At 59.0% G+C, this 22,513-nt stretch carries 21 protein-coding genes and 1 other RNA gene; 13 read left to right on the top strand and 9 right to left on the bottom strand.

The features are described from left to right. The 6 genes from T18_RS16605 to T18_RS16580 form a co-directional block, all read right to left on the bottom strand. On the bottom strand, positions 1 to 515 hold a 515-nt coding region (locus tag T18_RS16605), incomplete at its 3' end, for a GH25 family lysozyme (protein WP_323455235.1). A 245-nt stretch (positions 516 to 760) separates the two neighbouring features. Next, entirely contained in the window at positions 761 to 1,477 is a 717-nt protein-coding gene (locus T18_RS16600; RefSeq protein ID WP_013636524.1) for a class I SAM-dependent methyltransferase, read from the bottom strand. Beyond that, positions 1,474 to 2,724: a DUF3419 family protein gene (locus T18_RS16595; RefSeq protein ID WP_038491645.1), complete on the bottom strand. Its 1,251-nt coding sequence runs from the start codon at positions 2,722 to 2,724 to the stop codon at positions 1,474 to 1,476. The genes T18_RS16600 and T18_RS16595 overlap by 4 nt, the downstream gene beginning before the upstream one ends. Positions 2,725 to 3,017: 293 nt before the next feature. After that, positions 3,018 to 4,097: a lytic transglycosylase domain-containing protein gene (locus T18_RS16590; RefSeq protein WP_038491642.1), complete on the bottom strand. Its 1,080-nt coding sequence runs from the start codon at positions 4,095 to 4,097 to the stop codon at positions 3,018 to 3,020. A gap of 125 nt (positions 4,098 to 4,222) precedes the next feature. Continuing rightward, positions 4,223 to 4,858: a LysE family translocator gene (locus T18_RS16585; RefSeq protein ID WP_025594056.1), complete on the bottom strand. Its 636-nt coding sequence runs from the start codon at positions 4,856 to 4,858 to the stop codon at positions 4,223 to 4,225. A 51-nt stretch (positions 4,859 to 4,909) separates the two neighbouring features. Next, the gene (locus T18_RS16580) at positions 4,910 to 6,121 is read right to left on the bottom strand and encodes a pyrophosphate--fructose-6-phosphate 1-phosphotransferase (RefSeq protein ID WP_003513264.1); all 1,212 of its coding nucleotides are present in this window, start codon (positions 6,119 to 6,121) and stop codon (positions 4,910 to 4,912) included. A gap of 318 nt (positions 6,122 to 6,439) precedes the next feature. On the opposite strand from T18_RS16580, the gene T18_RS16575 reads away from it, so the two are divergent. From T18_RS16575 to rnpB, 6 genes are all read left to right on the top strand, one after another. After that, positions 6,440 to 7,180: a J domain-containing protein gene (locus tag T18_RS16575; protein WP_013636520.1), complete on the top strand. Its 741-nt coding sequence runs from the start codon at positions 6,440 to 6,442 to the stop codon at positions 7,178 to 7,180. Next, on the top strand, positions 7,177 to 7,956 hold the full coding sequence (locus tag T18_RS16570; protein ID WP_038491639.1) for an N-acetylmuramoyl-L-alanine amidase: 780 nt from the start codon (positions 7,177 to 7,179) through the stop codon (positions 7,954 to 7,956). The genes T18_RS16575 and T18_RS16570 overlap by 4 nt, the downstream gene beginning before the upstream one ends. 247 nt (positions 7,957 to 8,203) lie before the next feature. Then, entirely contained in the window at positions 8,204 to 8,743 is a 540-nt protein-coding gene (locus tag T18_RS16565) for a lytic transglycosylase domain-containing protein (RefSeq protein ID WP_003513258.1), read from the top strand. A gap of 186 nt (positions 8,744 to 8,929) precedes the next feature. Further along, a complete protein-coding gene (locus T18_RS16560) occupies positions 8,930 to 10,117 on the top strand; it encodes an FAD-dependent oxidoreductase (protein WP_038491636.1) in 1,188 nt (395 codons plus the stop codon). Positions 10,118 to 10,183: 66 nt separating this feature from the next. After that, complete coding sequence (locus T18_RS16555) at positions 10,184 to 11,374, top strand: FAD-dependent oxidoreductase (RefSeq protein ID WP_038491633.1); 1,191 nt, start codon at positions 10,184 to 10,186, stop codon at positions 11,372 to 11,374. Between the two features lie 56 nt (positions 11,375 to 11,430). Then, positions 11,431 to 11,837, top strand: an RNA gene (gene rnpB, locus T18_RS16550) — RNase P RNA component class A. A 26-nt stretch (positions 11,838 to 11,863) separates the two neighbouring features. On the opposite strand, the gene T18_RS16545 is transcribed toward rnpB, so the two are convergent. Genes T18_RS16545 through T18_RS16535 form a run of 3 tightly spaced genes read right to left on the bottom strand, consistent with a single transcriptional unit; the run spans position 11,864 to position 14,030 of the window. After that, a complete protein-coding gene (locus tag T18_RS16545) occupies positions 11,864 to 13,021 on the bottom strand; it encodes a glutathionylspermidine synthase family protein (protein ID WP_038491630.1) in 1,158 nt (385 codons plus the stop codon). A 1-nt stretch (position 13,022) separates the two neighbouring features. After that, positions 13,023 to 13,619, bottom strand: a complete 597-nt coding sequence (locus T18_RS16540; RefSeq protein ID WP_003513247.1) for a DUF1190 domain-containing protein — start codon at positions 13,617 to 13,619, stop codon at positions 13,023 to 13,025. Positions 13,620 to 13,628: 9 nt separating this feature from the next. Continuing rightward, positions 13,629 to 14,030, bottom strand: coding sequence for a DUF350 domain-containing protein (locus tag T18_RS16535; protein ID WP_038491625.1), 402 nt, complete (start codon positions 14,028 to 14,030; stop codon positions 13,629 to 13,631). 621 nt (positions 14,031 to 14,651) lie between these two features. On the opposite strand from T18_RS16535, the gene mraZ reads away from it, so the two are divergent. The 7 genes from mraZ to mraY are packed head-to-tail and all read left to right on the top strand — an operon-like array spanning position 14,652 to position 22,510. Further along, on the top strand, positions 14,652 to 15,092 hold the full coding sequence (gene mraZ / locus T18_RS16525; protein WP_003513235.1) for a division/cell wall cluster transcriptional repressor MraZ: 441 nt from the start codon (positions 14,652 to 14,654) through the stop codon (positions 15,090 to 15,092). 14 nt (positions 15,093 to 15,106) lie between these two features. After that, entirely contained in the window at positions 15,107 to 16,132 is a 1,026-nt protein-coding gene (gene rsmH, locus T18_RS16520) for a 16S rRNA (cytosine(1402)-N(4))-methyltransferase RsmH (RefSeq protein ID WP_013636514.1), read from the top strand. Between the two features lies 1 nt (position 16,133). Next, a complete protein-coding gene (locus T18_RS16515; RefSeq protein ID WP_003513232.1) occupies positions 16,134 to 16,694 on the top strand; it encodes a hypothetical protein in 561 nt (186 codons plus the stop codon). Next, positions 16,694 to 18,436, top strand: coding sequence for a peptidoglycan D,D-transpeptidase FtsI family protein (locus T18_RS16510; protein ID WP_003513230.1), 1,743 nt, complete (start codon positions 16,694 to 16,696; stop codon positions 18,434 to 18,436). Before T18_RS16515 ends, T18_RS16510 begins: the two co-directional genes overlap by 1 nt. Before the next feature lie 59 nt (positions 18,437 to 18,495). Next, positions 18,496 to 19,956 (top strand): UDP-N-acetylmuramoyl-L-alanyl-D-glutamate--2,6-diaminopimelate ligase, encoded by a 1,461-nt coding sequence (locus T18_RS16505; protein WP_003513228.1) that lies wholly within the window; start codon positions 18,496 to 18,498, stop codon positions 19,954 to 19,956. Beyond that, positions 19,953 to 21,386, top strand: a complete 1,434-nt coding sequence (locus tag T18_RS16500; protein ID WP_026330779.1) for a UDP-N-acetylmuramoylalanyl-D-glutamyl-2,6-diaminopimelate--D-alanyl-D-alanine ligase — start codon at positions 19,953 to 19,955, stop codon at positions 21,384 to 21,386. The genes T18_RS16505 and T18_RS16500 overlap by 4 nt, the downstream gene beginning before the upstream one ends. 23 nt (positions 21,387 to 21,409) lie before the next feature. After that, positions 21,410 to 22,510, top strand: a complete 1,101-nt coding sequence (gene mraY, locus T18_RS16495) for a phospho-N-acetylmuramoyl-pentapeptide-transferase (RefSeq protein ID WP_003513226.1) — start codon at positions 21,410 to 21,412, stop codon at positions 22,508 to 22,510. Positions 22,511 to 22,513 lie beyond the last annotated feature (3 nt).

Here is a 22,513-nt window from a genome sequence, read left to right as displayed (position 1 = left end):
CGGTCGAGGAAACGCTGCATCTCGGCACGGACGATGCCAGGAGCCGGGCGCGTCTTGCAGGTGGGGGAGGAGGGGTTCCATTCCACATCGAGAACCGGCGGTAGGGTGACGGCTTCCTTTGGCACGTTGCTGATGAACCAGTCGGCCTGAGCGTCCGCCGTAGAGCAGAAGTAGTAGAAATGGTACGGCGCGTGCAGGATATCTGCCGCCGCCGCACTGCGCCAATGGTCGCCGAATTTCGGATCGATGCGGTCTGAGCCTTCGGTGGCCTTGATGAAGACGAAGGAAACGCCGGATTTGCGAACGGTCCGCCAGTCGACGTCGCCATTCCATTTGGACACGTCGATGCCATGCACCTCGTGGCGATGCGGGTTGTTCGTGCCAAAATCCTGTGGGTCGGTATCGGAGAATTTCGGCTTGGAAACAGAAGCCGTTTCAAGCAGGTCATAGCTCGTGGACGTACAGCCGCCGATCAACAACATAGCCGACAAAAGTGCCGATAGACGCAGCCGCATTGGAACCCTGATGAATTATTGTTGCCCATCCGCAGCCGCAAAATGGCGCGCCGCGTCTCCCGATTTACCCATAACATGGTAAACAAGCCGTTATGGCAAGGGGCAGTGGCCTTTTTTCGGCTCGCAAGTCGCTGGATTCCAAGAGATTTGCGGTCTTTCAGTCCCAGTCGCGTATACTTGTAGGACCGTCGGCTGGCAGCGTCTCGCCCGCATTTGCAGAGGCGAGGCGCCGTAACCCTTGAAGATCAGGCGTCTGCCAGAATGCGGCTGACTTTTGGCTGCACTTCGGCGACCGGAAGCGTGATGATGGCCCGCCAAGCGTAACCCCGGGCAATCTCCTCGAATTCGAGATTACCGTCAAAACGGCCTGCCATGTTGGCCAGAACGTAACGGAGATTGGCGCGGGGCGTGACGTGGAAGCGGGTGAGCCATGCCTGCAAAAGTGCGCGGAACCACTTGGGCAATTGTTCCTGCTGGCCGAAATCGACGATGTGCAGCGAGCCGCCGGGCTTGAGAGCTGTCAGCGCCTGTTCGATCGCCTTTTCCCAGTCTGGTATCATCGAAAGCGCATAGGGGATCATGACTCGGTCGAAACCGTCCGGCTGACCGAATTCTGCGGCGCGGAAAGCGGTGGCGTCGGCCACGCGCAGAACGGGGCGTTCCGTCTTTCCTGTAAAATTCTCGGATGCGGTCAGCAGCATTTCGGCGGAGATATCGAGACCGAACAGTCTTGCTTCCGGAAACTTGCGGCTGGCCAGCAGCAGGTTGCGGCCGGTACCGCAGCCGACTTCAAGCAGCGTGCCACCCTTGGGCACGTCGAGGCCGGAAATGGTCCTGTCGCGGCCCAGAAGGTAATATTTGCGGGTAATATCGTAGATATGCCGCTGGTGGCGATACATGCGGTCCATCAGGCTCGCATGCGCCTCATCCGCAAGGCCGACATTCTCGCCAATGGTTTTCATGCCAGAGCCCTCTGATAGATATGGAAGCCGCCATAGATGGCCGAACGGTCCATGGCGTTGAGCTCATTGGAGCGTTCCTCGAGATAGATCCACTGGTTGCGGATATCGGCCGAGAGACGGCCTTCGATCACGCTCTTTTCGGCAGCGGTGCGGAAGATGACGCGGGCGCCGGGAGCGGCGGTGCGGCTGATCTGCGACCACAATTCGTTGAGCTGCACATCCGTCATCCAGTCCTGCGCATCGAGCAGAATGTAGCGATCGACGCCGTTTGCCGGCTTTTTGGAAAGCAGCTCGGTATAGGTGGCGTGGTGCACGGCAACGCGGGCGGTGTTGTCGCGGATCGTCTCGTAATATTCCCGCTTGAGATAAGCGGGAAGAGCACCCTCATGCGGCTCGGGATAACGGCGCGCGAAGGCCTGCCAGGCGAAATAATTGTCGCTGAGCGGAAAGTTGCAGGCAAGCTTTTCAAGCCGCTCCTTGAGGACGGAGGCGACTGTGCCGTCGTTGGAAAGGCTTGCCAGCTCGTCATATTGGCGGGGCGGAATGCCAAGGCCGAACAGCGAACTTTTTCGCTTCGTCAGCCAGCGCACCACCGGCTTGTCGAACAGCGGTGCGACCTTGCTGTCGAAGAACCGACGCTGTTCATCCAGCGTGCGGCTATTGGCCATTTCGGTCAGCTTGACGCCGTGCAGGCGCGCCATAAGGTGGCCGGCGCCGATGAAACGGCCGAGCAGACCGGTGCGGTATATGTTCCTGTCGAATACCGAGATGCGGCGACGGCCGGACAGGGTGCGTTTCGACCAGTAGGCCTTGGTCGTGTCGTCGAGATGGTCGGCGATGAATCGGTCGTAGCCGTGAATATTGCTGCGCGTATTGGCGCGGCCGAACTGGCGAACCACATCCTGATGGGCCGGGAGATGGCGGAAGGCGGCAAGCTTCAGCTTGTTGAGAGCGATGTGATGCGGGTTGAGATCCACCACATCGATGCTGGCAGGGTTGCGGGAGAGGTAGGCCAGCATGTTGCAGCCGCCCGAGCCGATGGTGACGATGCGGTGGCCTTCAGCAAGCTCCATCGCTTCCATATCGATTTCCGGGTCTTCCCAGATTTGCGGATAAACCAGACCGGAAAAGAGAACCCCGAAGAACCGTTCGGAAAAACCGCTTTTCGAGAGCGCCTTGTGCTGGAGCAATGCGGACTTCAGTTTCGTATTTTTGCTGAAGCCGGTCTTGGGTGCCGCACTCGTCATATGTTCACCTCTCAATAGATTGAGAGGCGTCTACAGTCACGACGCTACAGTTTGATGACAGGGGTTGTGGGCCGACGTAACGAATCGAAAAGGCGATGTGAAACCACTCGGGTCTCAAGCTTTGATTTGGATGCGACGTCATCCTCGGGCTTGTACCAAAGATCCAGCCACATATCGTAAAATCAAAAGCTTGCAGATCCCAGGGACAAGCCCGAGGATGGCAAAAGTGACGTGCTCGACGTTTTTAAGAAAAGCCGCTTTACCGCATTGCATTCCCGGCGCTGCTCAAAGGCTTACTTGCGCAGAACGTGCAGCATGCCCTTGCGCTTGGCGTCGTAATAATAACCGCGTGCATAAAGCCTGACAGCATTGTCCCGGTTGTTGTCGGCAACAAGCCAGGCGCCGCTCAGATATTTGACGGCATATTTGAGGTTGGTTTCGGCATCGAACAGGCCAGAGGCGGGGCCATCAAAGCCCATGGAGCGGGCCGTGGCGTGCTTGATCTGCATCAGGCCGAAGTGGCCGCCATTATAGGCGCCGGGATTGTATCTGCTTTCACGCTGCACCACGCGATGCACCAGATCTTCCGGCACATTATACATGACAGCGTATTTCGAAATAAGCCCGCTCAGCTTTTCACGTCCGGCCGGCGCGGATTTGTACGGCGCCGTCATCGTTTCGTTCTGCCGGATAGCGGCAAGGGCGGCGTTGGTCGGACCGGCCGCATAGGCCAGAACCGTGCTGTCCGGCTTCGGCAGGGGAATGACTTTCCGCTCCGCGGTCAGTTCGGTACCGATCGACGGCGTTCCGGGAGGCGGCGGTGCGGGCGGGAAGCTGCCCTTGACGGCAACCACCTGCGGCAGGTCGGCGGCAGAGTTGTGGGCCGCCGGTTTCGCGGCGGCACTTGCGGTTTCGATCGCTGCGGCTGCCGGCGTTGCAGCGTGCGGTGCAAGAGCCGCAGCCGTTGTCGGCGCGGCTGTCGTTACCGTTGCCTGCGCGACCTCTGTCTGTTGTTGCTGCGGCTGCATCTGGGTTGGGCTCGCCACTGCCGCTGCAATTTCCGCTGCCGGCGGCAGCGCCACGCGGCCACCCTTGACGGCGGCGACGGTTGGAAGCGATTCGGGCTGGGAAGAGGCTGCCACGTCAGTGGCATGTGCTGCCGGTGCGGCGGCATCAGCCGGGGTACCAGCCGTTTCCGACTGTGCGGAGGCTTGTGCCGGTGCGGTTTGGTTGACTGCGGCTATTTTCGGGCCGTTCGGCCCTTCCTTTGCGGCATATTCGACGCTGGTGCATCCGGCCAAAGCCAGTGCAAGGCCCACCGTGGAAGACAGAAGAAGTGCGCTTCTTCCGCGGAATTTTGCCGAATTTCGCATGTTGCCGCCTTCGTTATGCCTGTCTGTCGATACCCCCGCGTCGAGCGAAGCAGGCAGTGTCCCGTCGAGCCTTCATTAACCTATTGTAAGGATAGCGGCAAGCCGGGACGTGGCGTCGCGGTTTTTCAGGCGGCGATGCGGCGGTATCCGGCGCTGACGGCACGGCCAGAAATGAAGTGAGTGCGGTATTTCGGCCGGATTTTTTTGTTGCCGGACATGCGGCGCACCAGTGCCAGCGTGGAGCCGGCGAAGAGTGCCTGCGCTGCCAGAATGCCAAGTGCCAGCAACAGGATTGCGGCCTGCGCTACGGCCAGCGTTTCGACCGCATTGCCGGAGGTGGAAACGAATTGCGGCAACAGTGCCAGAAAGAACATGAAATAGCGCGGGCGCAACGCTGCAATGGCGTAGCAATCACGAAAAATGCCGCTGGATGATTTGCCGGGCAGATTGTCATTGTCTGCATTGGCTGCCTGGGCGGCGGGGGTGGCAAAGGTCCATAACAGGAAAAGAATCAGCCAGCCGATACCCGTCCACTGAACGATTTCCACAAAGGCATGCGGCAGATAGGCAAGGCCAGCCGCTGGAATCGCGGATATCGTCATGGCTGTGACGATGCCAAGCGCGCCGCCAGTGACGGAGGCAAACACCGTTTTTCTGCCGCGGATAGCGGCATAGGAGGCGACAGAGAATACAAGGGGAGAGGGAAGTGCGAACACAACGGCACATGCTGCACAAAAAACCAGCCACGCCTGTCCAGACATTCTCTTCCTCCTTGCCCTCCCTGTCGCCGCTTTATCCAGCCTATCGTAAAATTAGGCCGCTGTGAACGGTTGACCGACGTGTTCCATCACTTCGGTGAACCATTTTGCAGACAGGTCGAAATGCTTTCCGCCCTTGATACGCGGAAACTCGATGGTCCGCAATTTACCCTTTTGGTCTTCGTCGTGGCCGGTGACGCCCGAGACCTTGTTCAGCGCGCTTTCGACGGCAAGATCGACCATGCCCTGGATGAGGCGCAGATCATCGCCATTGGCGGGAGCGGAGCGGGCGAAGTAACCGGATTTCTGGACCATGGAGCGTTCGGCGCCGATGAGGCCGGCGAATTGCTTCTGGAACCAGCCGCCGACATTGATGGTGTCGATCTTCACATGGCCGAAGGCATCGCGCTTGACGGCCTCACCGGCGGCTTCGCGTTCGGCAACGATGGAATCGAGCCCCGCACCTTCGGAAACGAACAACGTGACGTAGCCGTGTTTGTCCATGATCGCCTTCAGCCGTTCGGCTTCCGCTTCGATGTCAAACGCCATTTCCGGCAGGTAGATGCCGTCTATGTTCTTCATCTGCGTGTTCATCATCAGGCCTTCGACATATTCATTGCCGTTGGTCTTCTGGATGTAGGCGCGGGCGGTTGCAGCCGTCAGCCAGCCGCAATGGCGGCCCATGACTTCGTGGATGACAAAGGTCTTCGGCGCAGCACTCTGCTCGTTGCTGACATTGTCGAAGAAGGAAGCGCCCACTTCGGCCGCGGTCCATGCGCCGAGCGACTGCCTGATCGGAACCACGTCGTTATCCACGGTCTTCGGCAGCCCGACGACGGTCAGATCGTAACCGTTGGCGCCGAGATAGGCGGCAAGGTCGGCGGCCGTCGTGTTGGTGTCGTCGCCGCCGATGGTGTGGAGAATGGTGATGCCGTCGGCAGCCAGCCGTTCGGCGGCAACGCGCAGCGGATTTTCACCCTCTTTCACCAGCCCGCGCTTGGCGCAATCGGCAGCGTTGGTGAGCTTTACGCGGCTGTTGCCGATCGGCGATCCGCCATAACGGTGCAGCAGATGCGCCTTTTCGCGCATGTCCTTGTTGATCTCGATCCGGTCGCCCAGAAGCACGCCCTGATAGCCGGAACGATAGGCCACAATGTCAATATCAGGCGCGACGTCGCTATAACGCTCGATCAGGCCGCCAACGGCTGAAGAGAGACAGGGAGCAAGGCCACCCGCGGTCAGCATTGCGACTTTCTGTTTGGCCATTGTGGCTCTCCTTTGCTTGGATAGAAAGATATGTCTGGCAAATGGATGCGACAGCCACGTGTAGGTGTAAAGTGAATTTATCACGAAAAATGCCGATTTCTCGCGGTTTTTCAGCAGCTTGGGCAAAGAAGCCGAATATAATCGTTTCAATCGCCTCCAACCTTGCACCAGGCTTCGCCGTCTGTGGAAAACCGTTGCTCTCCCGTTTGCCGCCCCCTTGCTCCTGAAGAAAAACTGTCGCAAAAATGAATAAAAGTTAATGCCGCAGCGGCGCCGCGCATATTGCATTCACGGCGATATGCCGTCATGCTTGGCGTCATGATGTTCGATTTCGCCTGTTTGCATATTTCATCCCTGTGGGAACGGCTGCTCGGCGCGATCGGTGACGCGGCAGGCAGCACGCTCGGTCGCGTGGTAGAGGCGATCCGGACCCTTTTCGAGGGAGATCCGGAGACCCGCCGCAAGGTTTCTTTTTCCGTGGCCATTATCGCGCTGTCGGCAAAGATGGCCAAGGCAGACGGTGTCGTGAACGATGCCGAAGTGCGCGCCTTCCGGCAGATTTTCGATTTTCCTGAAGAAGAAGCCAGAAACGTTGCCCGCCTTTACAATCTCGCACGCCAGGACGTTGCGGGATACGAGGCCTATGCCGAGCGTCTTGCCGGTCTTTGCGGCTCAGGCCATGACAATTGCGAGATGCTGGAAAGCGTCATCGATGGCCTGTTCCACATCGCCAAGGCAGACGGCTTGATCCACGAGCGGGAACTGGCGTTTCTCGGCCGTATCGCGGAAATCTTCCATATTACCGAAGATCATTTCGAAACGATCATGGCGCGGCACGTTCATATGGATGGGCGCGATCCCTATCGTGTGCTTGGCGTTTCGCCCTCGGACGACTTTCTGGATATCCGCAAGCGTTACCGTTCACTGGTTGCCGAGCACCACCCGGACAAGCTCATCGCGCGCGGTGTGCCTATGGAATTGCACGCTGCCGCGAACGAGCGTATGGCGGCTCTCAATGCCGCCTATGAGGCCATCGAGAAAGAACGCCGCGTCGCATGAGTGAATTTCTGCCGGATTTCAACCCGGATTTCGGGGGCGCAACCATTGCGCCTTCTCCCAACCATGGCGAAAGACAGGGTGTGGCAGGCCCGGATATCATTCTCCTGCACTATACCGGCATGACGACCGCCGATGGCGCCCTTTCGTGGCTCTGCAATCCCGAAAGCCAGGTCTCCAGCCACTATTTCGTTTTTGAAGACGGGCGTGTCATGCAGCTTGTTGCGGAAACTCGCCGCGCCTGGCATGCGGGCAAAAGCAGCTGGGCGGGGGAGGCGGACATCAATTCCCGCTCCATCGGGATTGAAATCGCCAATCAGGGCCATCCGGGCGGCCTGCCGGAATTTCCGGAAAAACAGGTAGCTGCCGTCATCGAATTGTGTCGCGATTGCGGCCAGCGGTGGTCTATCGCCCCTGAAAGGGTGCTTGCGCATTCCGATGTGGCGCCGATCCGCAAGGTTGATCCGGGTGAAAAATTCCCATGGGACATCCTGTCGCGGCACGGTGTCGGTCATTGGGTGGAGCCTGCGCCGATCCGCGGCGGACGTTTTTTTCAGCGCGGCGATCACGGCCAGCCGGTGGAAGCGCTCCAGTCCATGCTATCCATTTACGGATATGGCGTTGAAATAACAGGCGCATATTGCGAAAAAACCGAAGGTGCCGTGGCCGCCTTTCAGCGGCATTTCCGCCCGGCGCTGGTGGATGGTATCGCGGATTTTTCCACGATCGACACGCTGCATCGGCTGATTGCCAGCCTTCCGAAATTTTCGGCCGTTTGAACGCCGTTTCTGGAAAAGCCTTCCCCGTTTCCCTGTCACGCAAGTCGATTTTTTTGTTGTGCCACAGTTAATCCGCATTGAGGAAGTCTAAGAGCCGCAGTGGACGCGGTGCTGTTCTTCAGGGGAGCTTGCCGTCAATATCAATCAAGGAGACTGGACGGTAGAAGGTCGTAATCGACTTTCCGCGCGCTGGACGTTTTTATCGTTTCATTGTTCCGGTTATCCGATCTGGAGACTATTTCAACAGATGAACAGAGTTTTTGTTGCTGTCGCAGCGGGCGTTGCTATGCTCGTTTCGCAGGCGGGGATTGCTTTTGCCAAAGACGAGGACGTCAAGACCAAAACCGTGACGCTGGGGACCTTCTTCCGTACGCCCGGTTATCCCGTTCCCGAAAAGAGCCTGCCTTCGTCGCTCAAGAACGACTATTCCGATCTGATCGTCAAATATGCCAAGCGTTACGGCGTCCCCACCAATCTGGCCCATGCCGTCGTTTCTGTCGAAAGCAAGTTCAACCCTAGGGCTCGCGGCAGCGCAGGCGAGGTCGGGCTGATGCAGATCAAGCCGGCAACGGCGCGCATGATGGGCTTTCGCGGCACGACCAAAGCCCTTTTCGACCCCGAGACCAATATTCGCTGGGGCATGCAATATCTGGCAACCGCCCACCAGCTTGGCGGCGGTGAGGTTTGCAGCACGATCCTGCGTTACAATGCCGGCCACGGCGCCACCCGCATGAACCCGGTGTCCAAGCGTTATTGCGGCAAGGTCCAGGCGCTTCTGGCCAGCTGAGGTCTTTTGCTGAAGCGTGTCGTGATGTTTCAGATTGGCGATAAGCTTTAAGTTCTTGTTTTATCGCATCTCGTTATTGCAAAACCGCTGCACGCTCTTGCGCGGCATGTTTCGGACGTCACGAAAATCGATTCCGGTTTATGCGTGCATGCTGTAGTCAGGAGCAAACCTGATGCGGAGCATGACATGCCGGATTTCAAATATATCGTGGTCGGTGCCGGAATGATGGGTGCGGCGGCAGCGAGACACCTTTCAGCGCAAACGGATGGCGTGGCGCTGATCGGGCCGGATGAACCCGCCGATCGCAAGACCCATACCGGTGTGTTTTCAAGTCACTATGACGAGGCGCGCATCACCCGTGGTTTCGATGGCGATCCCGTATGGGCGGAGCTGGCGCAACGCTCCATCCGGCGCTATGCCGAGATCGAAGCAAAAAGCGGCATCCGTTTCTTCACCGAAGCGGGCTGTCTGTTTACCGGAAACGGCAAGGGGCTTGCCGGAGACTACGTTTCGCGAGCCTTGGTCTCGACCGACCTTCTCGGTCTTGGCGTGGAAACGATTGGCCGCGATGCGCTGGCTGGCCGGTTCCCGATGTTTTCCCTGCCGTCGGATCACGCCGGTTACTTCGAGGCGCAGAATGCCGGCCACGTCAATCCGCGTGCGCTTGTGAGGGCGCAATCCACTATTGCTGCTGCGCAGGGCGCGCGACTGATCCGCGAGACGGCGGCGCATGTTCACGATACCTCCCAAGGTGTGGAAGTTTGCACCAGGGAAGGGGTCGTACACACGGCGGAAAAGGTCATAGTGGCCGCTGGCGGTTTCACCAACATGGCTGATCTTCTGCCTTCCCCGGTCGATATGGCGGCAACGGGCCGCACCATCGTGTTTTTCGAACTCGACGAAGCAAGGCAGGCCCTCTTCGGCTCCATGCCCTCGACCATCGTGCTGGCAGAGACCGAGGACGATATCGTCTATATTCTGCCGCCTGTGCGTTACCCCGACGGCAAGGTCTATCTGAAGATCGGCGGTGAGAGCGAAAAGGGCAGGCTGGAAACGCTGGCCGAAGCAGTCGACTGGTTCCATTCCAACGGCACGCCGGGCGAAGTGGAATTCCTGACGAAGCGGGCGCTATCGCTCATGCCGGAACTTGCGGGCTGCCCCGTGACCTCTGGTTCCTGCGTCGCATCCATTACCCGTAGCGGTTATCCATATATAGGCTATACGCAATCTTCCAATATTGCGGTTCTGACCGGTGGCAATTTCGTTTCCGCCAAGTCTTCCGACGAAATCGGGCGGCTAGGCGCGGTGCTGCTTCTGGATGGCCAGCTGACCGAGAGTGATTTTGCTGCCGAAATGTCGCCCGTTTTTATCTGACATTCAGCAGCGAAGCGGCTACAAAATCGCGGCTGTATTAGAGCGGGTTGAGGCGAAGAGGGCGGCATGTCGGGACATTTCAAATATATCGTTGTCGGTCGTGGCATGATGGGTGCTGCCGCCGCCCGCCATCTGGCGGAAAACACCGAAGGTGTGGCCCTGATCGGCCCCGGTGAACCTGCCGACATCAAGTCACATCCGGGTGTTTTCGCCAGCCATTACGATGAGGCGCGCATTACCCGCACCATTGATGGTGATGCGGACTGGGCGCTACTCGCCAACCGCTCGATCGCGCGCTACACCGACATCGCGGCAAGGAGCGGCGTGGAATTTTACGCTCCCGTCGGCTGTCTGATGGTTGGGCCTGAACGCGGTGGCGACAATCCCTTTGTCGACAACGTCTGTGAGGCAGCGGCGCGTCTGCGGGTTTCCACGGAAATGCTTGACGACGCAGGTCTGAAAAGCGCCTTTCCCTATTTCTCCTTCGAGCCGGGCTGCGAGGGCGTGTTCGAAAAGGACAATGCCGGTTACGTCAATCCGCGCGCGCTGGTGAAGGCGCAGAGCGTTCTGGCAGACAAAGCCGGCGTTACGCTCATCGACGATATAGTCGTCTCGACGCGGGAAGAGGCTGGCCGTGCACGCGTCGAGACGGCCTCGGGTTCGGTTTATACGGCAGACCGGGTGCTGGTCGCTGCGGGTGGCTTCACGATCACGAAGGATTTGTTGCCGCAGCCCGTCGCTCTCAATGTCTATGCGCGCACCGTCGCCTTCTTCGAGGTAGACGAAGCGGAGCTGGGACAATATGCGGGCATGCCGTCGCTGATTTACGAGCCGCGCGACACGACGAAACATATCTATCTCCTGCCGCCCGTCCGTTATCCCGATGGCAAGTTCTATCTGAAAATAGGCGGCGATCCCGATGATAAGAAGCTCGATAGCGATCCCGAAATCCGCGCATGGTTCCGTTCCGGCGGGCGCGAAAGCGTTCGCGACCATCTCTCTGCCATCGTCGGGACCTTGGTGCCATCCATCGACCGGTCGCGCATTTCCATGGCCGCCTGCGTGGTGTCCAAAACGCCGGGCGGTTATCCGGCCATCGGCTTTACGACGTCACCGCGCATTGCGGTTCTGACTGGCGGCAACGGTACGGCGGCCAAGAGTTCCGACGAGATCGGGCGGTTAGGCGCCCTGTTGCTGCGGGATGGAAAAATTGGCAACGACGCCTATGCAACGGATTTCAAGCCTGCATTTCTTTGATCTTCCGTTACGCTTTTCGGTGGCTTTCGCCAAAGAACATGGGTATTGACGCCATGCCAGTTGGCTGGGCAGCCGCGCTTTACCAATGTCGAAAGACGGTAAGGTGAGGAAAGTCCGGGCTCCACGGAAATACGGTGCCGGATAACGTCCGGCGGGGGCGACCCCAGGGAAAGTGCCACAGAGAGCAAACCGCCATGCCTTGGCATGGTAAGGGTGAAAGGGTGGGGTAAGAGCCCACCGCGCCGCTGGTGACAGTGGTGGCAAGGTAAACCCCACCGGGAGCAAGACCGAATAGGGATGACACGGGGCGCGGGCGAAAGCCTTCGTCTACAGCCGGTTTCCGGGCCCGTCATCCGGGTGGGTTGCGAGAGGCGGCATGCAAATGCCGTCCCAGATGAATGGCTGCCACGTTCCGGGTCAAACCGGGGCCATACAGAACCCGGCTTACAGGCCAACTGGCGATTTTCCTGCCGCTTTTTTCGGTGGCGATCAGCCCTCGATGATATGGGGCACGTAGCGGGAGAGATTTGCGGTGATAGGTGACGCGTCCTCGCGAATCCCGAGCCCGCAGGGCCGATCGGCGACGATCCAGCTTCCTAACACGGCGTATCCGAAATCGCTCTTGAACAATGGTGCGTAGGCCTGAAAAACGTACCCCTCTTGGCCATAATTGCCGGGGGCCGATAAAATTTCGCGTCGGTTTCGATAAAGGCTGACATTTTCGCCTTCACGCGAAAGAAGCGGCTTCACCACGTAATCCTGCAATTCATATATTTCAGGATCGTCCGGGAAGAAACTCGGGAGCAGATTCGGGTGATTGGGATGCCGCTGCCAGAGCAAAGGCAGCAGGCCTTTGTTCGACAGCACGGCTTTCCAGGCCGGCTCGATGAAAATATCGCCTTGTGCAGGCAGATGCGTGGCAAAGGATTCTCGTAACATGTATTCCCAGGGATAAAGCTTGAAGCAGCGTTCGATGACGCGACTTTGAAGGTCAGCATAACGCCCGCACGCATCGATGCCGATGTCTCTGATATCGAGGAATTGGGCACGGTGGCCCGCCTGAATGGCGCAGTCCATGAGATAAATCGTCGTACCGCAATCCTCGGCGTTGTCGCTCACCGCCGCGAAATGGAAAATCCTGTCTCGCGAGAATTGCCCGAAGGCCTCAATCAAGGCTTCCTGAACCGAGTTGAACTGGTCGGTTTGCGGCGGGAGCGTTCCAAGGGCGACCTGATCGGTCAGCCAGTTATATTGGAAATATGCCGTTTCGAATACGGAAGTGGGCGTGTCGGCGTTGTATTCCAGCAGCTTTGCAGGGCCATGCCCGTCATAGGCAAGATCGAAGCGGCCATACAGGTGGCGGTCGCACCGCCGCCAAGAATTTCGAATGACATCATGGTGATCGCGGGGGATGGCAAGACGGGTTAAAGCCTCCTCACTGTGTACGATGTCGGCGACGAGATCCATGCACATGTCGTGCAGGATCTGGCTCGGTTCTTCGATGTCGCGCTCGATTTCAGCCAGTCCAAAGCAATAGGCTGCATCGTCCACCCAGTAAGGCTCGCCATGCATTTCATGGAAGGAGAAACCGACAGCATTGGCTTTCTCGCGCCAATCCGGGCGCGGCGGGACTGTGATGCGGCGCATGTCAGCTTCCTGAAAAGGAGTGGCCGCCGAATCCACCACGGCCCTTGACGTTCGTTTTGGCGTTGGACGTCTTCACGTCATTCGCCAGCGCGCCTCCTCCTGACGTGATTCCGCCGCCGCCTTGGTCCTGTTCACTGGCCGTCACATCCGGTATGACGAGGTCGCCGTTGCGTTTTCGATAGGCCGACATCGCACCGTTGGAACCCGACTCGCTGTTTTTCTGCCTGCGGCGATAGTTGCTGTAGTCGGCAAAGTTCTCGATGGACCGAGGCATAACAAAACCGGCGGGTGAGGGTGTGAAGACACCTATGCCGGTGGGGTTAGTGGAATTGAGATTTTGTTTCAGCTCAAAGCAGTTTCCCGCGCCGTATTCCATTTCACATGCGACCATATTGAGAAATTTAGGTGCAGTGGCGAGATGATGTTGGCCGGCGTCTTCGGATGCCGCTTGGCAAGCCTTGGGATAGACACCGGAGGCAACGCATTTTTCAACTGAGGTATAAAGAACCTCTTCCTCCGATGAAAAAGCCATAAAAAGGCCTATTGCGGCAATCGTACCGAGGGCGAGACGCGGGTGTTCTGTCACGTCCAAATACATGTCTGTTCCTCAATAGGCCATACAGGCGGCGTTTAAAATCCCGATGACCACAGCGATGCCGCCGCTCCAGAGCCCGGCCGCAACGTTATCCTCGGTGATTTTCAGGTGCAGGTCGGTCATGGAGAGTTTGGCGATGTAGAATGCGAGAACCTGTACCAGCAGGCCGATCACTGCCCAGACGATATAGTCGGGGAGGCTGACGGAATTAGCCGCCGCCGAGGCGAGCGGCAGGCTGAAGCCGATCAGTGCCCCCAAAAAAGCGACGACGGCGGCAAGGTTGCCGGCCTTGATCAACTCCCCCTCGCGGTGGGGAGTAAGGCGGGTGTAAATAGCGGAAAAGGTTGCCAGGCAGAGCAGGCCGATCAGAAAATAACTTAAGAAGGCAGGTAAGCCTGCCACGTAATTCGGCATTATTGTCTCACAATGAAAAACACAACTTCAGAAATCAAAATCAATTGAAAGTTTAAAAAGTCAAGCGTCGCGGCGTTGTTGTTTGTTGAGAGTGACGGTTCTGGCTGAGCGCAACATGCGCATTGCTTCGGCGTCAAATCGAACCTCTGCAACTGGTCTATCGCTAAATCACACAGATAGCCGTAACGCCAACCAAGCTGGCATTCCCGCGGCAGCATCAGAGCGCCTTTTGCGATTTAAGTGGCGCGTGTTCGGAGAAGGTCGCCAAGTGTCTGTTTCGCAAACAAAAAATGGGCATATCGACCCAAGTTTTATTTGTTTCCGCTGGCACATGAGTTCGCGAAGTAAACCATTCGTTAAACTTAACGGCTTATGAATTTCCGATGCGGAGTCGGTATCGTGCCGGCTTCTCCCATTGACGCCCATAGTGTCCCATGGTATCCCAAATGCACACCACACTGGGTCGTGTTTTTGACCCGCAATCGCTGAAACGAGTGAGGAGCCTGCAACGGGCTGCTGCAGGGCATGTCGCCCTGACGCTTGGCGATGTGTCGTGCGTACCGGTGTTGTCTGTGGGGCGGATGATTCGCTTTGCGGAATGCGGTTTTGGCGAGTTGAGTAATGGACCGCTTTTTATCGAACGTAACGAACAGGATCGACGCCAAGGGGCGCGTTTCGGTTCCGTCTCCGTTTCGTTCGGTGCTGGCACAGCGTGGGATTCAGGAGCTTTATTGCCTTCAGGATTTCGCGTTTCCGGCAATCAGTGTCGGCGGTCCGGATTTGCTGGAGCGCTACGAGCGGCAGATCGCGTCCATGGATGCCTTCTCGCCGGAGGCGAACGCAATGTCGCTGCTGGTACACGGCGGCGGCGTTTTCATGAAGCTCGATCAGGAAGGTCGGTTGATGGTGACGGATTTCGTCCGGGAATTTACCGGCATATCCACGGATGTCACCTTCGTTGGACGAGCGGATCATTTTCAGCTTTGGCAACCGCAGGCGTTTTTGGCGGCGCAGGCGGCAGCAAGAGCGGGGCGCGGTTTTTCGGCTGCACGCCCCGCATAGGACGGGGACACGGAATGGCGGCGAATTCTGGCGGGCGATCTTCTGATGCCGGTGAGGGACCTCAGCGTCACATCCCGGTCCTGCTTCGCGAAGTGATCGCTGCGCTCGAACCCGCATCTGGCAAGGTCATCCTCGACGGCACTTTCGGCGCCGGCGGCTACACCCAGGCAATTCTCGATCAAGGTGCCAATGTCATCGCGCTTGACCGCGATCCGAACGCGATCGCCGGCGGCCAGGCCATGGTTGCTGCAAATGGCGGCAGGCTTACCCTCATTCAATCGCAATTTTCCGATCTGGCAAGGCACGCGCCGGAAGGCGGTCTTGACGGCGTGGTTCTCGATATCGGCGTTTCCTCCATGCAGATAGACGAGGCAGAGCGCGGTTTTTCCTTCCAGAAGAACGGTCCTCTCGACATGCGCATGTCCAGCTCCGGCGTTTCGGCGGCGGATGTCGTCAATCGCGCCAAGGTCGGCGATCTCATCCGCATCTTCGGTTTTCTCGGCGAGGAAAAGCAGCCGGGCCGCATCGCCCGCGCCATTGAAAAGAGGAGGGCGGAAGAGCCCTTCCGCACCACGCGCGATCTGGCGGGCCTCATTGAAATCGTTACGCCGCGCAAGGCTAAAGACAAGATCCATCCCGCAACACGGGTGTTTCAGGCGCTGCGCGTTTTCGTCAACGACGAACTCGGCGAATTGGCGCAGGCCCTGTTTGCTGCCGAGCGGGCTTTGAAGCCCGGCGGCCGGCTGGTTGTCGTCACGTTCCATTCGCTCGAAGACCGCATCGTCAAGAAATTCTTCTCCGAACGTTCCGGAAAGGCGGCGGGTTCCCGCCATCTGCCGATGGTGGAGGACAAGCCCGCCATTTTCGAAAATATCGGCAAGCCGATGGTCGCTGCAAGCGACGAGGAGGCGGAGATCAATCCGCGGGCCCGTTCGGCCAAGCTGCGCGCCGGCCTGCGCACGGCGGCACCTGCCCGGGCGGCAGATTTTTCGATTTTCGAACTTCCCGATCTCGCCAGCCTTGAAAAGATGGGAGGCTGATATGCTGCGCACATTCGATGTCGTGTTGATGGGGGTCATGGTCGCTGCGGCGGTGGTGACCTATTCGATCAAGCACAAGACCGATCTCAAGCTGGAACAGGTCCGCAAGCTCGAGACCGAAATCAAGCTCGAAAAAGACACGATCGATCTTTTGCGGGCCGACTGGGCACTGCTGACGCAGCCGAACCGCCTTCATCGTCTCGTGAATGCCTATCAGGACGAGCTTGGCCTTTCGCCGACGCTGCCGACACAATTGGCGCAGCCGCGCGAATTGCCGATGCTGCGCTCGCAATTGCCGCAGCCGCCCGAGCCGGAAGGCATGAGCGTTGCGGATGTCATCGCCGCTGCCGTCAACGGCTCCAAGCCGGGCGCTACGCTTGGCGGAGCTGCCAAGAAGAAATCACCGCCCGCCGGCCAGATTGCCGCCAATGGCGCTCCTGTTCCAACACCGCGGGCGCGTGTTTCCCGCCCCACGGCGGCTCCGGCTCCTGCCGTCGCCGCTGTCGCAGGCGATGAAGATGGCGAAATGGATGAAACCATAACTGGATCGGTGGACCGCTGATGTCTTTTCTCTCCCGCGTCATGGTTCTGAAGAGCAAGGCTCACTTTTCCGCCAGCACCACCGGCATTCACACTGACCATGCTGCTTTCGAGGGCGCTCGCAAGAAGAGGGCGGCCCAGGCGAAAAGCCGCGTCGGTCTCATCATTTTCGGCTTCATCGCCTTTTACGGCGTCGTGGGCGGCCGTCTGGTGCAATATGGCCTTGCCGAGCAGGAGACGGTTTCGAGCATTGCCCCTGCCGACCGGCTGATGGCGTCGCGTCCCGATCTTCTTGATCGTAACGGCGAGGTTCTGGCGACCGATATCCGCACCGTGTCGCTGTTTGCGGAGCCGCATCGCATCGTCGATATCGACGAAGCCATCGAGAAGCTGCGCACTGTATTGCCAGATCTCGACCAGCGCGGCACCTATCAGAAGCTTTCCTCCAATTCGCGCTTTCAGTGGCTGCGCCGTCAGTTGACGCCGAAACAGCAGAGCCAGATCCTGGCGCTCGGCATCCCCGGTGTCGGTTTCCGCCCGGAAAAGCGCCGCTTCTACCCTGGCGGGCCAACAGCTGCCCATGTTGTCGGTCACGTCAATATCGACAATCGCGGTGTTGCCGGAATGGAACGTTACGTCGACAGCCAGGGACTGGCCGATCTGACGGCGCTCGGCATGACCAGCGATCAGCCGCTGGAGCCGGTGAAGCTTTCCATCGATCTACGCGTCCAGTCCATCGTGCGTGAAGTCGTGACCTCGGCCATTACCAAGTTCCAGGCGATCGGCGCGGGGGCTGTGGTTCTGGATGTGCATACCGGCGAAGTGCTCGCTATGGCCTCCGTGCCGGATTATGATCCGAACAACCCGGCAGAAGGTGCCAAGGAAGGATGGCTCAACCGCATGTCGAACGGCACGTTCGAAATGGGTTCCACCTTTAAATCCTTCACCATTGCCATGGGTCTCGATTCGGGTCGCGTCCGCCTGGGCGATATGTTCGACGCGCGTTATCCGATCCGCATCGGTGGCTTCACCATCAAGGATTTCCACGGCAAGGGCCGCATGCTCTCGGTGCCGGAAATTTTCCAGTATTCGTCGAACATCGGTACGGCAAAAATCGCCGACACCGTGGGGACCGAAGGACACAAGGAATTCCTGACGCGGCTTGGCCTTCTGACGCGCATGCAGACCGAACTGCCTGAAGTGGCGCTGCCTTCGCAGCCCCGCGAATGGAAGAAGATCAACTCGATCACCATTTCATTCGGCCACGGCGTTTCAACAACGCCGTTGCAGACAGCAGTTGCCGGTGCCGCGCTCGTCAATGGTGGGAAGTTGATCGAGCCGACATTCCTGCCGCGCACGCGCGAACAGGCGGATCAGGTCGCAAAACAGGTGCTGAAGCCCGGCGCCAGCAAGGATATGCGCTTCCTGTTCGAATGGAACGGTGTCAACGGTTCCGGCCGTAATGCGCGCGTCGACGGTTTCAATGTCGGCGGCAAGACCGGTACGGCTGACAAGGTCGTCAATGGCCGTTATGTGCATGACAAGAACTTCAATGCCTTCCTTTCGGCATTCCCGATGGACGACCCGCAATATGTGGTGCTCTCCTTCATCGACGAACCGAAGACGGACAAGGGCAATGGCGCGGCACTTGCAGGCACCTCGGCTGCGCCGATGGTGCACGATATCATCAGCCGCACGGCGGCAGTGCTGGGCGTGAAGCCGAAGTTCGGCAAGGATGGCTCGGCCTTGCTCGTGTCTTATTGATTGTTAGAGCTTATGGTGTTCCGGCGAATCGCGCCGGGGGGACAAGACGGACACAGTCGATGAATTTGCGAGATATATCCGGGACGGCGTTTCCGGAATTGAATGAATTGCTCCTGTCTGAGATAGGGGCAATCGAAATCGGGGGAATTACCGCAGACAGCCGCAAGGCTGCGCCCGGCAGCCTGTTCGTGGCGGTTGCGGGAACCAAGGCGGATGGCGCGGCCTATGTGAAGGACGCGGTCGCCAAGGGTGCGGTCGCCGTCGTTTCCGGGCATGCGGTGGATGCCGATGTGCCGGTCCTCGCTGTCACTGACCCGCGCCTCTACCTTTCGCTCGCCGCTTCCCGTTTTTATGGAAAACAGCCGGAAACCATGGTCGCCGTTACCGGCACCGCGGGAAAGACCTCCGTTGCCTCCTTCGTGCGGCAAATCTGGGCTTTCGCTGGCCATGCCGCCGCCCAGATCGGTACGACGGGTGTCATCGCTCCCGGCCGCGAAGATTATGGCGCGCTTACCACACCGGATCCGGTGACGCTGCATGCGCTTCTCGCCGAGCTTGCTGCCGAAGGCGTGACCCATGCGGCCATGGAAGCTTCGAGCCACGGCCTCGACCAGCGTCGCCTTGATGGCGTGAAGCTCGCTGCGGCCGGTTTCACCAATCTCGGCCGTGATCACATGGATTATCACCCGACAATCGAGGACTATATGGCCGCGAAGATGCGGCTGTTTGACACGCTGATGGAAAAGGGCGCGCCAGCCGTCATTTTTGCCGACGACCCTTGGTCGGATAAGGCCATTCGCGCCGCCGCGGATGCAGGCCTCAATGTGCGCACCGTTGGCCGGAAGGGCGATTATCTAACGCTGAAGCGTGTAGAGCATTTCCGTCACAAGCAGCTGATCGAAGTGCACCATGACGGCGTGATCCACGAAGTCGACATTCCGCTGGCCGGCGATTTTCAGGTAGCCAATGCTCTCGTCGCCGCCGGTCTTGCCATGTCCACCGGCGTTTCCGCCCCAACGGCCATGAAGGCGCTTGAAAAGCTGATCGGTGCTGCCGGTCGCCTGGAACTTGTGGGCCAGACGAAGAACGGCGCGCTTGCCTATGTGGACTATGCCCACAAGCCGGATGCGCTTGAAAATGTTCTGACCTCGGTCAGGCCCTTCACCTCCGGCCGCATCATCACCGTCTTCGGCTGCGGCGGCGACCGTGACAAGGGCAAGCGCCCGATCATGGGCGAAGTGGCGACACGTCTTTCCGACATCGTTATCGTTACCGACGACAATCCGCGCTCGGAAGACGCTGCAACGATCCGTTCCGAAGTCATGGCGGCTGCGCCGGGTGCGTTGGAAATTGGCGACAGGGCAGAGGCGATCCGTCATGCGGTGTCGCTGCTTTCGAACGGCGATACGCTGATCGTCGCGGGCAAGGGGCATGAAGAGGGGCAGATCGTCGGTTCCGTGACGCTGCCGTTTTCCGATCATGAACAGGTGCGTACCGCGCTGGAAGGATTGAAGATTTGAATTGGTTATGGACAGTCGCCGACATGATCGCCATCACGGCAGGGCGTCCCGTCGGGAACCTGCCGACCGGTATCACCGGCATTTCCATCGACAGCCGGACTGTGAAGGCTGGTGAAGCATTTTTCGCCATCAAGGGCGATAGGGTCGACGGCCATGACTATACGAGTTTTGCTGTCGCCAATGGTGCGGGCCTGCTGGTAGTCGCCGAAGGCAAGCTGCCGGCCCTCGGCCGCCTGACCGTGCCCATGATCGTCGTGGAGGATGTCCTCGCGGCGCTTGGCAAGCTCGCCATTGCGGCGCGTGAAAGGACCACGGCGCGGATCATCGCGGTGACCGGTTCTGTCGGCAAGACGACGACGAAGGAAATGTTGCGGCAGGCTCTGGCGCCTTCGGGCCGGGTTCATGCGGCGGTGGCGTCCTTCAACAATCACTGGGGTGTGCCGCTGACGTTGGCGCGCATGCCCGCCGATACCGAATTCGGCGTTTTCGAAATCGGTATGAACCACTCCGGCGAGATCCGTCCGCTGGTCAAGATGGTACGTCCGCATGTCGCGATCATTACCACCATCGCGCCAGCTCATTTGGGCAATTTCAAGAACATAGAAGAGATCGCGAGCGCCAAGGCGGAGATATTCGAAGGGTTGGAGGAGGGCGGCTTCGTCATCCTCAACCGTGACAACGCCCAGTTCGAGCAACTTGAAGAAGCGGCGCAGGACCAGGGTATCGAGCATATCCTGACCTTCGGGCAGCATGCCAAGGCCGATTTCCGGCTGGCCGATTTCGAAAGCACGTCCACAGGCTCGACCATCTGGGCGATCCTGAACGGCGAAACGAGCGAATTGCACCTGAACATTCCCGGCAGGCATATTGCCGACAACGCCATGGCGGTGCTTGGCGCTGTTGCCGTTACCGGCGCCAATCTCGACCGCGCCTTCGAGGTGCTCGGAACGCTCGAGGCAGTCAAGGGGCGCGGACAGCGCCATCGCCTGACGATTGAAAGCGGTTCCTTCCTGCTGATCGATGAGAGCTACAACGCCAACCCCGCCTCCATGCGGGCGGCGATTGCCGTGCTTGCGGAAACAGAAACGCAGGGTTATGGCCGTCGCGTTGCCGTTCTCGGCGACATGCTGGAGATGGGTGAATTCTCAGCCCAGCTACACGAGGAACTGGCGGGGCCGCTGCTAGCCGGTGGTATCGAACATGTCTGGCTGGCGGGGGAGGCGATGGCCGCCCTTCGCGATGCGCTTCCGGACAGTGTAACTGTCATCTGGTTCCCGACGACAGCTGAACTTGCCGATTTTGCCCTGCAATGGGTGCAACCGGGCGATGCGCTGATGGTAAAATCGTCACTTGGGCTGGGTTTCGGCAAGATTGTCGCGGCACTGCTTGACAAGTATCCGGCATTCCCCGAGACGGAACGCCAAGTCTGAAATAGCCTTTTGAAAGGGCAATTATGCTGATCTGGCTCGTCGAACTGTCGGATAAAATTCAAGTCTTCAACCTCTTCCGGTACATCACCTTCCGGGCGGGTGCGGCGATGTTCACCTCTGCGTTGATCGTCTTCCTTTTCGGACCGGCGATCATCAATTCGCTGCGCGTGCGCCAGGGCAAGGGCCAGCCAATCCGTGCCGACGGGCCGCAGACGCATTTCAAGAAGGCTGGCACGCCGACCATGGGCGGGCTGATGATCCTTGCCGGTATTCTCGGCGGTTCGCTGCTCTGGGGTGACCTGTCGAACGTCTACGTCGTCGCCGTACTGATGGTGACGCTCGGCTTCGGGGCTATCGGCTTTTATGACGACTATCTCAAGGTGACGAAGCAGAGCGACAAGGGCTTTTCCGGCAAAGCCCGTCTCGGCATCGAATTCCTGATTGCCGCGATTGCCGTGTTCTTCATGATGAAGGTGGCGCTTGCTTCCGCACCGCATGGCGGCACGCTCGGAAGCTCCATCGCCTTTCCGTTCTTCAAGGAACTCGTGATCAATCTCGGCTATTTCTTCGTGCTGTTCGGTGCTTTCGTGATTGTCGGCGCCGGCAATGCGGTTAACCTGACCGACGGTCTCGATGGTCTCGCCATCGTGCCTGTCATGATTGCAGCCGCCACCTTCGGCGTGATTGCTTATCTCGCCGGTAACGCGGTTTTCGCCAATTACCTGCAGATCAACTTCGTGCCCGGAACGGGTGAGCTCGCTGTCATCGTCGGCGCGGTGGTCGGGGCTGGCCTCGGCTTCCTGTGGTTCAACGCGCCGCCCGCCGCCATCTTCATGGGTGATACGGGTTCGCTGGCGCTCGGCGGCCTCATCGGCTCCATCGCTGTCGCCACCAAGCACGAGATCGTCATGGTCATCGTCGGCGGCCTGTTCGTGATGGAAACACTCTCGGTCATCATCCAGGTTTTCTGGTTCAAGCGCACCGGCAGGCGCGTTTTCCTGATGGCGCCCATCCACCATCATTTCGAGAAAAAAGGCTGGACGGAAAGCCAGGTGGTCATCCGTTTCTGGATCATTTCCGTCGGTCTGGCGCTGCTCGGCCTTGCTACGCTGAAGCTGAGGTGAGCG

The organism is Rhizobium sp. TBD182 (genome assembly GCF_001950375.1).
Taxonomy (GTDB): Bacteria; Pseudomonadota; Alphaproteobacteria; order Rhizobiales; family Rhizobiaceae; genus Agrobacterium; species Agrobacterium tumefaciens.
Note: the sequence above shows the minus strand (reverse complement) of the source record. Positions and strands in the feature narration are given on the sequence as shown.

Excerpts from the sequence above, each read along its gene's own strand:
- T18_RS16600 (WP_013636524.1), bottom strand. The coding sequence starts at position 1,477 with ATGAAAACCATTGGCGAGAATGTCGGCCTTGCGGATGAGGCGCATGCG.
- T18_RS16595 (WP_038491645.1), bottom strand. The coding sequence starts at position 2,724 with ATGACGAGTGCGGCACCCAAGACCGGCTTCAGCAAAAATACGAAACTG.
- T18_RS16590 (WP_038491642.1), bottom strand. The coding sequence starts at position 4,097 with ATGCGAAATTCGGCAAAATTCCGCGGAAGAAGCGCACTTCTTCTGTCT.
- T18_RS16585 (WP_025594056.1), bottom strand. The coding sequence starts at position 4,858 with ATGTCTGGACAGGCGTGGCTGGTTTTTTGTGCAGCATGTGCCGTTGTG.
- T18_RS16580 (WP_003513264.1), bottom strand. The coding sequence starts at position 6,121 with ATGGCCAAACAGAAAGTCGCAATGCTGACCGCGGGTGGCCTTGCTCCC.
- T18_RS16575 (WP_013636520.1), top strand. The coding sequence starts at position 6,440 with ATGATGTTCGATTTCGCCTGTTTGCATATTTCATCCCTGTGGGAACGG.
- T18_RS16570 (WP_038491639.1), top strand. The coding sequence starts at position 7,177 with ATGAGTGAATTTCTGCCGGATTTCAACCCGGATTTCGGGGGCGCAACC.
- T18_RS16565 (WP_003513258.1), top strand. The coding sequence starts at position 8,204 with ATGAACAGAGTTTTTGTTGCTGTCGCAGCGGGCGTTGCTATGCTCGTT.
- T18_RS16560 (WP_038491636.1), top strand. The coding sequence starts at position 8,930 with ATGCCGGATTTCAAATATATCGTGGTCGGTGCCGGAATGATGGGTGCG.
- T18_RS16555 (WP_038491633.1), top strand. The coding sequence starts at position 10,184 with ATGTCGGGACATTTCAAATATATCGTTGTCGGTCGTGGCATGATGGGT.
- T18_RS16545 (WP_038491630.1), bottom strand. The coding sequence starts at position 13,021 with ATGCGCCGCATCACAGTCCCGCCGCGCCCGGATTGGCGCGAGAAAGCC.
- T18_RS16540 (WP_003513247.1), bottom strand. The coding sequence starts at position 13,619 with ATGTATTTGGACGTGACAGAACACCCGCGTCTCGCCCTCGGTACGATT.
- T18_RS16535 (WP_038491625.1), bottom strand. The coding sequence starts at position 14,030 with ATGCCGAATTACGTGGCAGGCTTACCTGCCTTCTTAAGTTATTTTCTG.
- mraZ (WP_003513235.1), top strand. The coding sequence starts at position 14,652 with ATGGACCGCTTTTTATCGAACGTAACGAACAGGATCGACGCCAAGGGG.
- rsmH (WP_013636514.1), top strand. The coding sequence starts at position 15,107 with ATGGCGGCGAATTCTGGCGGGCGATCTTCTGATGCCGGTGAGGGACCT.
- T18_RS16515 (WP_003513232.1), top strand. The coding sequence starts at position 16,134 with ATGCTGCGCACATTCGATGTCGTGTTGATGGGGGTCATGGTCGCTGCG.
- T18_RS16510 (WP_003513230.1), top strand. The coding sequence starts at position 16,694 with ATGTCTTTTCTCTCCCGCGTCATGGTTCTGAAGAGCAAGGCTCACTTT.
- T18_RS16505 (WP_003513228.1), top strand. The coding sequence starts at position 18,496 with ATGAATTTGCGAGATATATCCGGGACGGCGTTTCCGGAATTGAATGAA.
- mraY (WP_003513226.1), top strand. The coding sequence starts at position 21,410 with ATGCTGATCTGGCTCGTCGAACTGTCGGATAAAATTCAAGTCTTCAAC.